General features: G+C 66.3%; 17 protein-coding genes and 1 pseudogene. 9 read left to right on the top strand and 9 right to left on the bottom strand.

Translation table 11 applies throughout. The features are described from left to right. The 9 genes and pseudogenes from AVT10_RS18435 to AVT10_RS18625 all read right to left on the bottom strand — a co-directional run. A partial coding sequence (locus tag AVT10_RS18435) for a hypothetical protein (RefSeq protein ID WP_157092812.1) occupies positions 1 to 285 on the bottom strand: 285 nt, incomplete at its 3' end. After that, positions 282 to 638 (bottom strand): DUF1064 domain-containing protein, encoded by a 357-nt coding sequence (locus AVT10_RS17620; RefSeq protein ID WP_066694534.1) that lies wholly within the window; start codon positions 636 to 638, stop codon positions 282 to 284. The genes AVT10_RS18435 and AVT10_RS17620, both read right to left, overlap by 4 nt. A gap of 10 nt (positions 639 to 648) precedes the next feature. Continuing rightward, complete coding sequence (locus AVT10_RS18825) at positions 649 to 1,374, bottom strand: hypothetical protein (protein WP_066694532.1); 726 nt, start codon at positions 1,372 to 1,374, stop codon at positions 649 to 651. A 55-nt stretch (positions 1,375 to 1,429) separates the two neighbouring features. Continuing rightward, positions 1,430 to 1,882 (bottom strand): annotated as a pseudogene (locus AVT10_RS18975) (DNA cytosine methyltransferase); the annotation flags it as partial. 1 nt (position 1,883) lies between these two features. Then, positions 1,884 to 2,147: a hypothetical protein gene (locus AVT10_RS17610; RefSeq protein ID WP_066694530.1), complete on the bottom strand. Its 264-nt coding sequence runs from the start codon at positions 2,145 to 2,147 to the stop codon at positions 1,884 to 1,886. Beyond that, complete coding sequence (locus tag AVT10_RS17605) at positions 2,144 to 4,978, bottom strand: DNA methyltransferase (RefSeq protein WP_084401855.1); 2,835 nt, start codon at positions 4,976 to 4,978, stop codon at positions 2,144 to 2,146. The genes AVT10_RS17610 and AVT10_RS17605 overlap by 4 nt, the downstream gene beginning before the upstream one ends. Positions 4,979 to 5,010: 32 nt before the next feature. Beyond that, a complete protein-coding gene (locus tag AVT10_RS17600; RefSeq protein ID WP_066694525.1) occupies positions 5,011 to 5,493 on the bottom strand; it encodes a hypothetical protein in 483 nt (160 codons plus the stop codon). A gap of 202 nt (positions 5,494 to 5,695) precedes the next feature. Continuing rightward, entirely contained in the window at positions 5,696 to 5,854 is a 159-nt protein-coding gene (locus AVT10_RS17595; RefSeq protein ID WP_157092811.1) for a hypothetical protein, read from the bottom strand. Next, positions 5,851 to 6,090 (bottom strand): hypothetical protein, encoded by a 240-nt coding sequence (locus tag AVT10_RS18625; RefSeq protein WP_198158630.1) that lies wholly within the window; start codon positions 6,088 to 6,090, stop codon positions 5,851 to 5,853. The genes AVT10_RS17595 and AVT10_RS18625 overlap by 4 nt, the downstream gene beginning before the upstream one ends. Positions 6,091 to 6,162: 72 nt before the next feature. On the opposite strand from AVT10_RS18625, the gene AVT10_RS17590 reads away from it, so the two are divergent. The 9 genes from AVT10_RS17590 to AVT10_RS17545 all read left to right on the top strand — a co-directional run bounded on the left by AVT10_RS17590 (position 6,163) and on the right by AVT10_RS17545 (position 10,597). Then, positions 6,163 to 6,870 carry an XRE family transcriptional regulator gene (locus tag AVT10_RS17590; protein WP_066694520.1) on the top strand — a complete coding sequence of 236 codons (708 nt, stop codon included), beginning with the start codon at positions 6,163 to 6,165 and terminating at the stop codon, positions 6,868 to 6,870. Positions 6,871 to 7,373: 503 nt separating this feature from the next. Continuing rightward, complete coding sequence (locus tag AVT10_RS17580) at positions 7,374 to 7,832, top strand: hypothetical protein (protein ID WP_066694518.1); 459 nt, start codon at positions 7,374 to 7,376, stop codon at positions 7,830 to 7,832. Continuing rightward, complete coding sequence (locus AVT10_RS17575) at positions 7,829 to 8,017, top strand: hypothetical protein (RefSeq protein WP_066694516.1); 189 nt, start codon at positions 7,829 to 7,831, stop codon at positions 8,015 to 8,017. The genes AVT10_RS17580 and AVT10_RS17575 overlap by 4 nt, the downstream gene beginning before the upstream one ends. Beyond that, a complete protein-coding gene (locus AVT10_RS17570) occupies positions 8,014 to 8,247 on the top strand; it encodes a hypothetical protein (RefSeq protein ID WP_066694514.1) in 234 nt (77 codons plus the stop codon). The genes AVT10_RS17575 and AVT10_RS17570 overlap by 4 nt, the downstream gene beginning before the upstream one ends. Continuing rightward, positions 8,247 to 8,633 carry a VVA0879 family protein gene (locus AVT10_RS17565; protein ID WP_066694513.1) on the top strand — a complete coding sequence of 129 codons (387 nt, stop codon included), beginning with the start codon at positions 8,247 to 8,249 and terminating at the stop codon, positions 8,631 to 8,633. Before AVT10_RS17570 ends, AVT10_RS17565 begins: the two co-directional genes overlap by 1 nt. Beyond that, complete coding sequence (locus AVT10_RS17560; RefSeq protein ID WP_066694512.1) at positions 8,630 to 9,094, top strand: hypothetical protein; 465 nt, start codon at positions 8,630 to 8,632, stop codon at positions 9,092 to 9,094. Before AVT10_RS17565 ends, AVT10_RS17560 begins: the two co-directional genes overlap by 4 nt. Next, entirely contained in the window at positions 9,091 to 9,894 is an 804-nt protein-coding gene (locus tag AVT10_RS17555) for a hypothetical protein (protein WP_066694511.1), read from the top strand. Before AVT10_RS17560 ends, AVT10_RS17555 begins: the two co-directional genes overlap by 4 nt. Continuing rightward, positions 9,891 to 10,361, top strand: a complete 471-nt coding sequence (locus AVT10_RS17550; RefSeq protein ID WP_066694502.1) for a hypothetical protein — start codon at positions 9,891 to 9,893, stop codon at positions 10,359 to 10,361. The genes AVT10_RS17555 and AVT10_RS17550 overlap by 4 nt, the downstream gene beginning before the upstream one ends. Then, positions 10,361 to 10,597: a hypothetical protein gene (locus tag AVT10_RS17545; RefSeq protein ID WP_066694500.1), complete on the top strand. Its 237-nt coding sequence runs from the start codon at positions 10,361 to 10,363 to the stop codon at positions 10,595 to 10,597. Before AVT10_RS17550 ends, AVT10_RS17545 begins: the two co-directional genes overlap by 1 nt. Positions 10,598 to 10,612: the final 15 nt, after the last annotated feature.

Below are 10,612 nucleotides of genomic sequence, written 5' to 3'. Positions count from 1 at the left end.
GTGTGGGGTTTGTTGGGGGGTCTGGGGGGAAGAAAGGGGAGAGGGAGCGGGGGAGGAAACGTCCGCGCTGTCACGTGACGTCACGTTAGCAGGCGTGTGATAGCGTGACGCGGCATCAGCCCGGTCGCGCGCCCGCTTCGCCGCCTGCCGATCGGCGTCGCGATCGCGCCGGCGCTGGATCGCCGCCGCGTCGCTCTTCGCCTCGGCAAGCGCCATCGCGACCTCGGCGACGAGGTCGGCGGGCGTGCCAGCCGTAATGAGGCGAGCGAGCAGGTCGGTGCTCACGATTCGATCACCTCGATGTCGGGATAGCAGGCGCGGAACAGCGCCTTGCGCAGCGGCCAGTCGCGCACGCGCATGCCCTTGGTGTCCTCGACGACCTGCCGGTTGTCGCGGACGCGCCGGTAACGCCAGTCGGGGGTATAGACCGCCCGCCGGCCGTTATCGTGAATGAGCGGCTGGCCGTTCACCTCGAAGAAGAAGCGCGGCCCGACCACCAGCGCGTCGATCTCGCCTGCGCGCTGCAGGATATGCAGGTCGGCGCACCGACGGGCCTCGCGGCGCGACGGGTGCGGCTTCGGGCAGAACCCGCAGGGGGTCGCCTTGGCGCTGTATTTATGGGCGGCCGGCCGCTTCACGCCGCGGCCCTCACAGCAGCAGCCCCTGCGCTGGCGGATCGATTGTCAGCAAATCGGACAGCATCGCCCGCTGCTGCGTCAGCCAGCAGTCCATGCAGCCGCACCCATGCGAGGGCTGCGGTGAGTGGTACGACGCCATTGCCGCAGTGTCGAAGCCGCTCAATCCTTCCGGCCACCCCATGAGCCACTCGACAAACAGCGGGTTCAAGCGACGGCGCGTCTCTGACGATTTCGGCCCAGACGGGGTCGGACGGTGCGGGAGCGAAAGGTCGATTGCGGCGAGCGGTCGAAAGTATTCCGCCGCATCCTTCAGGTTGACCTGATGTCCGCCCGCCTTCCGGACTGCTGGATCCTGACCCGCGCCGCGCATACTGTTCTCTGAACCCACGTTCGGGGTCGGCCAGTGCGCCGCTTGTGTCGGAAGCGGTACCCGGCCCGCTCCGAACGACATGTTCGGCCCACCCTTCTCCCCATCCGATGCGGGGGGCGTCGACCACGTCTGCGCTTGGTGTTCCAAGCCAAGCTGAACCTTCGTGCCGTCCTCTCGTGTCAAGGTCCGACCCTTGACGATCGCATGGGACGCAGTGCGCCCGCCGTTCGGCACGTTCGGTGTCATCCAGACACGCGCCGCCTCGCCCAGCGATTGCCCGAAGCCGTTCCCGTTGATTCCGCGCGCCTTCTGCTCCGATCGTCTCGCTTCGATCCGTGCCAGGTCCGTCGTATCGCCGGTGTCCATCACTGCGGCGGTGGGCCAAGAGGAAGAACCGCTCCCTGCGGTGGCTTGCACCGGCCTCAGCCGCGCTGAAAATTCCGCACGCAACGCGGCAGCCCAGCCGCTCCAATGCCGGGATGGCAGCGGCAACCTGTCCTGCGAGGTTCCCGACGACGTTCTCGCGGAAGAAGGCGCGAGCCCCGCTTTTATCGAACACGTCGATTGCCCGGTCGAGCAGCCACCGGTCGTCATCGGCGCCGAGCCGTTTTCCGGCGACGCTGTTCCCTTGGCAGGGATCGCCCGACAGGACGCAATCCACTGCGCCGCGCCATGCTGTAGCGTCGAAGGTTCGCAGGTCAGACCAGACAGCAGCCGGATGAAGCCGCCCCGCCGCCATGCTCGCGACCAGGCTTGCGGCTGCAGAGGCTTCCCTCTCCACGAAAGCGACGCAGCGCGCGTCGGGTCGGGCAATTCGGACGCCCAGGTCGAGGCCTCCGACGCCGGCGCACACACTGAGGGTACGAAGAGCCATGTCACTGCGCCGCCTCGCGCATCTGGGTGGCCAGCGCGGTCAGTTCACCCGCCCGCTGGTCGATCGCCGCTGCGGCCAGCCGCAGGTCGTCGCCGAAGATAGGCCGCGTGCCGTTGATCTTGCTCTGCAGCCCGCGTTTGACGATCCCCATCGCGTCCGCCAGCGGCTGCTGCTTCAGGTGGCCAGCCGCCCGTTCGAGCAGGACCATGCGCGCGGCGGTCGTGCCGATCGAGGCGTTGTTCGCCTTTTCACGAACGGCGCTCATGCTGCCTCTCCCAGCCCGAGCATGTCGAACAGCGTCGGGATCGAGGCCTCGCGCTCCGCGTCCGTCAGATACGCCGTGGCGAACCGGAAATAGTCCGGGTTGAGCTCGCTTCCCCCGCCGCGTCGCCCGAGCGCCATGGCGCGCAGCGGTACGGTGCCGAGCCCTGCGAACGGGTCGAACACTAACTCATCCTTCATGCTGAACCGTTGGATCAGCCGGTCGACGATATCGAACTGCAGCGGGCAAACGTGCTTCTCCGCACCCTTGCGCGCCTGTTCACCGTTCAGCGTCCGCATCCGGACGACGTCGTCCCAGGTGTTCGGATCGTGCGCGCCAGGCGCCAGCGACATGAACGTGCGGGGCAGGTGCCCACGGCCGTCGTTCGCGTCTCGCGCCTCGATCGCCTCTCCGATCGCGACATGCGCCTCGTGGTCGTGGATGATATCGCGCGTCTGTTCGGTGAACGCCTTCACCAGCCGACCGACCGGTAGGGAAGCGAACCTATCAGCGTTCGTTACAAGTTCGCCGATCGTCGGCATGCGGTCGCCGGACGAGCGCCAGAACGCATGCGCGTCCACCTGCCACCGCGCCAGGCTATAGCTTTCCGGATCCCTATGAACTGGAACATCGGCATAGCCGCGGCTGCGATCCGACTGCGGCTTGCGCATGAGCAGGACATACTCGGGTGAGCCAACACCCATCTTGGTGCCGTCCTTGCACATCTCCGAATACGACAGGCGGTAGGTCTGATTGTTCTCGCGGACGACGTCGGTGTTGACGTGGATCATCCCCATGAACTGGAACCCGTGACGCAGGTAATGCGCGATGCACTTGGCGTGGAACGGGTTCACCGTCGGCACGCCTTGACCAGTGACCGCGCCGAACAGGATCCGGTCTTTCACATGGATGCACGCCAGCCGACCGGGCGCGAGCGCGCGGAGCAGGTTCGGCGTCAGGTGATCCATCTGCGCGAAAAAATGAGCGTCGTCGTCGGTATGGCCGAAGTCGTTATAGCTCGGCGTGTACTCATAGTGGTTCGAGAACGGGACCGACGTGACGATCAGGTCGACCGACCCTTCGTCCAGCCGGGCGGCCTCATCGACGCAGTCGTTGTGCGCCAGCCACCATCGTTCGCCGTTCGCCTTTTCACGAACGACCCCGATGGACCGTTTCAGCCCGGAGATAGCGGCGTCATGCCCGAGGCCGTGGCGCTGAATGATCGCCGACATGCGCTGCACCAGTTCATCGTGCCGTGCCCACTTCGCCTGCAGGTCGCGCACGACCTCGGTTTCCGTCTCGGCATGAATGATGTCGATCTCGACGGGGTGCGGCTGCTGGAACCGCTGAATGCGGTGGATTGCCTGGATGAAGTCGTTGAACTTGAACCCGACGCCGACGAAGATCGCGCGGTGGCAATGGCGCTGCAGATTCGTGCCGCTGCCCAGCATCACCGGCTTTGCGGCCAGCAGGGGGATTTCTCCTTCCGCGAACTGGCCGATGATGTCTTCCCGGCATCCCAGGTCCTGCGAACCGAACACGGCCGCCGCGTCGGGCATGGCGGCGCAAATCTCGCGACGTTCGTCCTCGAGGTCATGCCACAGGATGAAATGGTCACCATCACCGGCCGCGACGATCTCCGCCGCCTTGGCGACGCGCGCGGACAGCGTATCCCGCTTCTCCCGCGCCGCTTCCACAATCCCCATCGCCGCGTCGCGGATCAGCCGGTGCTGTCCGTTGCTCTCGCTGCCAGCCGCTGCGAGGTCCGCCTGCACGCTATGCCAGCGCACGGTGATTGGCGGCAGGTCGTAGCCCTCGTCGCTGAACCCTAGGTCGCTCGGACGTTGCAGGAACACCGCCCAGGTGTTGAGCCACGCGAAGAACTCCTCTTCCTTGTGCGGATAGAGAGTGAGGTCACCGGCCTTCTCGCTGTTGCGCTGGAAGAACCGGGTCAGGGCCTGCCCAGTGTCCATCACGCCGAGGTACCCGGCATAGTGGATCAGCTCCTTGTACCGGTTCGGCGACGGGGTGGCGGTCGCGACGAAGCGATAGGGCACGGAATTGAACATCGGCAGGAACGTCTGGTAGGTCTTCGACCCGTAGCTGCGCAGTACGCTCGCCTCGTCGAGGCTGACCGCGTTGAAGCGGCTGACGTCGATCTTACCGTCCCGAACGCTCTCGTAATTCGTTAGGAACAGGCCGCAGACGTCCGGCGATGCTTCGATCTCAGCGTTGGACTTCACGAAGTGCAACTCGATGCCGAGCAGGGCGGCGTCGCGCATGAACTCACGCCGGACACCGAGTGGCGCGACGATCAGCCCCATGTTCGGCTTGCCGAAGAAATGGCCGTCCGTGTACGGGTCCAGCCGCTGCTCGATCTTGTCGAGAATGATGTCGAGGATGAGCAGCTGCTGGATCGACTTGCCCAGGCCGAACGCCTCGAACAGCGCGCGGCGTCCGCCCTCGACTGCCCAGCGCACGCAATGGCGTTGATGATCGCGGAGCGGACGGCCGTCGGCGAGATGCGTCGGTACATCGTCCAGCGAGCAAGGAAGGCCAGCCGCCGGCGCAACCGGAATCTTGGCTTCGAGAAATGCGCGGTAGGCGTCCGCACTGGTCGTTGCCGATGCTTCGGCGACCGCTGGCTGGTACGGGCGATCGAACCCCAGAAGATCAAGCGCGGCAGGGGCGGGCGGCGTGCGGGCATCATCACCATCGATGATCTTTGCCTCTCCCTCACCGATGCCGGCGATGGCGGCGGCGAGTGAAAGCGGACGCAGGTTATCGCTCGCGGAAGCGGCCCCAGCCGCGCCCGCGCCATTCGTGGCGGTCATGGTCGTATCCTTCGGCCAGCGGCGGCTGGCGGTTAGAGCCTCGTGATTTGCAGCGGTCGGCTGGCGTTCGCCCGCCGGATGCGAAGTCGATCGATGTGCGCGGCGACGGCTTCGATCTCGGGCCACATGGCGTCGAGCTCGTCGTCGTCGATGGTGCCGTCCTCCAGCGCCTCCGCCTTCTTGGCGATCAGGGCGCCCAGCGCGCGCAACGCGTTCGGCCCGATGTCGGCGGGGGCCTCGATCGGGGCCAGCCGCATGCCGACCAGCGCCAGCGCGTCGTTGGCGAAGCGGCCATCCCACTCACGGCAGCCGAACAGGAAGCTGACGACGCCCATGTCGCCGTTGCCGGCGCGGTACGCCGCGGCGCGATCCTCGCTCTTGCCCAGCACGCGGCCGAGGTCAGCGTCGGTCGCCGCATCCTCGGACTTGATGCGGGTTAAGCTCGTGCCCAGCGTGTCGAGCAGCGAACTCGCGGAAACGGTGCGATAGCGCCCGTGGATGTGCGGAGCGGTCATCGTGCATTGCTCCTGGCATGCAGAGGGACGGAATCATTGGCGGGAGCGGGAGCGGGAACGGGCGCGGCGGCCGGCGGCAAGGGGGAAGCGCCAGCCGTCGCGTCCGTCTTCGGGGCCGGCTGCCCGCGAAGCTCGCAATTCGTGGAGGTGCACGCGCGCACCTCGGGGTGCCAGGCGCTCGCGCCACAGCGGTTGCAGGCGGTCATCGCGGCGCGCTCCGGTTCGTGGAAGTGGTCAACGCCATGATCGCAGCCATGGAAGCGTTGAGGATACGCTCGTTCACCCCGCGCAGCGTCTGGCCGAGCATCTCGGCGACGATCGCGCGGACCTCGGCAACCTGTTCGGGCGTGAGCGAACTCATGCTGCCGCTCGCTCGGCGCGCCGGCGCGCTGGCGTCGTATGCATCAGCCAATCAGCGGACACGGCGTCGCCAACGCTGGCAGCATACGTGATCACCGACGGCCAGTACTCGGGGGGTATGCGGTTGCGAGCAACCCAAGCGCGAACGTTGACCGCGTGGGTGGAGATGCCAGCCGCTAAGCCGGCGGCACCACCCAGATGCAAAATCAGCGAAGCGTGATCATGGAAGCTGCTCATAATGAAGCGCTATCATTCGTAGCGCCGCTTGGCAACATGATTTGTAGCGTTGCTTTATGTCACGCGGAAGGAATGGAAGAATCACCCGACACGCCGCACGAGCGTTTAGCGCAGGCCCGCCAGCAAGCCGGATTTGCTGACAAGGCGGACTTCGCGCGTGCCGTGGGCATTCATGCGACGACGTACCGAGCATACGAGAATGGGCAGAACGGGTTCGCCAAGCTTGCGTCGCTATTTGCGAGTAAGCTCGGCGTTTCGACGGACTGGCTACTTCACGGCGACAGTGCTCCGAAGTCACCCCCTCGAAAGCAGATTGTCGCTGCAGAGGTTCCCGATCAGCCCGCACTGACGGGGGCGTCGGACGGCGACGGCGCAATCGCGATCAGGCGTGTGGATCTCAGTTATGCGATGGGGGCGGGCACCAGCATCGATGATTATCCCGACGTCGAACTGGTTCTGTACGATCCCGACTTTCTGCGTCGCATATCTCGTGCTGAGCCGGCTTGTCTGTTCGTTGCGTCAGGCGACGGGGACAGCATGTTTCCGACGCTGATCAATGACGACGAGGTAGTGATCGACACCTCGCAGCGGGTTCTCAATATGCAGGACCGCATATGGGCGTGCTCTTACCAGGGTGCCGGAATGATCAAGCGACTGCGAGCTGTCGGCAATGGGATGGTTGAAATTCGGTCGGACAATAAGACCGTAGGCGATCAGGTCGTGCCTGCTGACGACCTGTTTATCGTAGGTCGAGTCGTCTACGTCGGTCGGCGGGTATGACGCCAGTTGGGTGGGCAGCGCTGCTGGTTGTCGTCGCCCAAGCGCCCGACGAGTTCGTTGCCATTCGGTGCGTGGGGACGGAAAAGTACATGCCTACTGGGACGCGCACTGAAACCGTGCGGGCCGCCACCCTGACCCTAATCCTGAATGAGCACGACAGGTCGGTATCGCGCTGGAACGAAAGTCTTGGTCGGGAGGAGCCACTCTGCGGGTCTGAGATTAAGGGCTGTGTCGTTGATTTTGGACCTGTGCTGATCACAGTTGATTCGGACCTCAAGGCTTCTGCGTCTCTCACGGCGACGATCGATCGCAGGGCGGGGACGTACCATTCGTTCGTCACCCTTCCGAAGGCGCACACAAGCACGACGGCGCAATGCACAAAGATTGCCCTTCCAAAGTTCGATCCCGCGACACGGAAGTTCTAACGCTACAAAACATGTTGACGCGCTACGTTATGTAGCGATATGACGCATCCAACGGCCCTCCCGGCCGGTGGAGCGCACATGTTGCACGATCCCATTATTCCAGCCGCCGAGGTCGACCCCGACGTCGCGCAGGCCATTATCGATTTCCGCCCCGTCGTCGGCCGCATCCGCGACCTGAGCGCGCGGGCGGTGAAGCTGCCCGAGGGCCACCGCCAGCGCGTCGGCTATGAGAAGCAGATCCGCGACGACATGGACCTGCTGCGCATCCGCGCCGAGCGGATCGGCGGCGACTGGACCGACGCCTCGCTGCTGATCGCGGTGCAGAACGACATCGACAGCCGTGCCCGCCGCGTCGCCCAGCCGCGCTATGCGACGAAGCGGGTGCACGACGACCGCGTGATGCAGGCGGTGGCGCGCGAGCAGCGGGCGAAGACCGCGCTCGACGCCGCCACGATGGAGATGGAGAGCGCCACCAGCGCGCGCCAGGCGGCCGAGCACGCGGCGAAGCACTTCGAAGCGCGGAGGACCGGTCGATGAAGCCTGATCCCTTCGACCGCCGGTGGGCCTTGCATCAGGAGCGGCTGCGCGAAACGCATCGTGCCCGCGAGGCGCAGGTCGACCGCTGGCTGGGTTGGATTTCCACCGCGGCGTTTGTCGTGATGCTCGTCATCGTCGCGCTCGGCGCGGCGGCGGCCCGCTGGCTCTGGATGCACGCGTCGTGACCGCGCGCACCGTCCGCGCCACCGGCGCCATGGCTCGCGCCGCTTCGATCGTCGTCGACACCAGCCGCGAGCCAGCCGCCCGCGGTGATGGCGGACGGGGTGACGATCTCGTCGCGCTGGGCCGCTGGATCGATGCGCGCCTTGAGGCCGCGCTCGTCCCGGTCGGCACATTCGCCGTCGTCTATTTCGCCGGCCACGTCGCGCTGGCGTGGGGCAGGGGGTTGTTCTGATGGCGCTAGAAGTAATCGACCTTGGCACGTTCCGCGCCCGATGCAACGCGCAGAAGGTGCCGCGTGAGGATGTCGCGCTTGTTTGCCCGGTCTGTGGCACGGTGCAGTCGATGCGCAGTCTCGCCGCAGCCGGCGTTCCGGCGGACAAGGTGGAAACGCAGATCGGTTTCAGCTGCGAGGGCCGTTGGACTGGCGCCGGGCCGGCCGACAAGGGCGGTCGCTCGCGCGCGGCAAATGGGCGTGGGTGCGATTGGACCCTGGGAGGCCTTTTCAGGATCCACGAACTCGAAGTGATCGGCGGGGACAGTAAGGTCCACCCGATGTTTCGGGTCGCGACACCGGAGGAAGCGCAGTCGCTTGCTGCTGAGATGAGGGCTGGGGCATGATTCCCTACGCCGACCCGACCGCCATGCTGGCTTGGGCAAACGCCCTGATGCTGCGCGCGCCAGACTTCGTCATCGGCGAACCCGCCCAGCCGTATCTGCGCCGCTGGTGGGTCATCCCCCGCAATGCTGGCTGCAACGTGTACCTGCACGAAATCCTGCGCAGCGACGACGACCGCGCGCTGCACGACCACCCGTGGCCGAACACGTCGATGCTGCTTGACGGCCGCTATATCGAGCACACGCCGGAAGGCGCGACCCTCCGCGAGCCGGGCTGGATCGGCAGTCGGCCAGCCGAGGCGGCGCACCGGCTCGAAATCCTGCCGGGTGAGCGTGCGGTGTCGCTGTTTATCACCGGCCCGAAGGTGCGCGAGTGGGGTTTCCACTGCCCGAAGGGCTGGGTCCACTGGCAGGACTTCACCGGCGGCGTGAACGGCGAACTGGTCGGGCGGGGATGCGAATGATGCGATCCGCAGACGTTCGCGCCGCGCTGGCGCGCAAATTCGCCGCGCCGGAATACGCGCTGTTCTATGAGGTCGGCGACGCCACCGGCGGACGCTCGCGCCGCTGGGCCGATGCAATCGCGATGGGTCTATGGCCATCGCGCGGCCTTGCGCTTCAGGGGTTCGAGATCAAGGTATCCCGGTCCGACTGGCTTTCAGAGATGCGCAACCCTGCGAAGGCGGAGGCCATCGCACGGTTCTGCACCTATTGGTGGATCGTAACCCCGCCCGGCATCGTGAAGGACGGCGAACTGCCGGAGGGGTGGGGGCTGTACGAGGTGCAGGCGAATGGCCTGCGGTGCGTGAAGCAGGCGCCAAAGCTCCAGCCTCAGCCCATCGACATGCCGTTCCTTGCCGCGCTGCTGCGGCGCGCCGATGAGCACGCAAAGGCGACCGTGCACGAGGCGGTGCAGAAGCAAACCGAGGCGTTGCGGGCGTCGGTCGCCACGCAGATCAAGGCTGGCGTCGAGGAAGAGCGGCGCCACGTCCGATCGCAGGACGAGGCGGCTCGCTCAACGCTGGAGGCGATAAAGAAGGCCGCAGGCATTGGTCCGGGCGAAGATACGGACGGCATGCTGGGTCGTTGGTTCGACGAAAAGTCGTTCGGCCGCGCTGTTGGCATGGTGCATCGTCTGGGCGTTGCCAAAACCTACGGCGGGCTGGCTCACCTATCAAAGCAACTTCAGCCGTTGCTGACGATGGCCGGCGCGATCGAGCCTTTGCTGGCGGCAATGAGGTCCGATGAGGATGAAGCAGCATGAGGCCCCGCGCGCCCGACGGCGAGGTCTGCCACTTCTGCCTCGGCCACCAGCCGTCCGACTGCTTCTGCCAGGGCGCGGTCGACTATCCGGGCACGGAGGGGCTGGCCGCCTATGCGACCCGCACGCACGGCCGGTCGCTGATCGCGCTATGCTCACTGGCGATCGACGACCCCGACGCGGACCATGCGGTTGCCGAGGGCGCGTACAACACGCGCGAGCGGCTGGCGGCGAAGCACGGCATGCCGGACGCCGACTGGCTGGCGCGCGAGCGGCAATGGCTCCAGCCGCGCTACGACCGCACCAAGCAGGCCCGCGCCCGCTTCCGCCATCTGGATGCCGCATGGGCCGCCGACCCGCACCGGACCGGGACGATCCCGCCGAGCTACACGGCGGCCGTGTTCGACGCGTTGGGCAGGGCGGCCGGGGTTTCGATCGACATTAGCTATGACAGTGAGGTGTCGGGCTGATGGCCGCGCTCGCCCTTCGTGACCTGCCGGACTGGCCAGCCGCGATGCCGCGAGACATGGCGCTCGCCTATACGCAGGTGGCCGAAGCGCAGCTGCGCGCGTGGGAGCGCGCGGGCCGCGTCCACTTCCGCGCGCGCGGCCCGCGCGGCGGCGCGCTGGCGCTCCGGTCGGAGCTCGACAGCGCACTGGCCGATATGTTCTCCGAGAACGCAGAGGATATGGATTTTGGCGACTGAACGCCTGCCTCGCTA

The organism is Sphingomonas hankookensis, from assembly GCF_001619955.1.
GTDB classification, from domain to species: domain Bacteria; phylum Pseudomonadota; class Alphaproteobacteria; order Sphingomonadales; family Sphingomonadaceae; genus Sphingomonas; species Sphingomonas hankookensis_A.
Note: the sequence above shows the minus strand (reverse complement) of the source record. Positions and strands in the feature narration are given on the sequence as shown.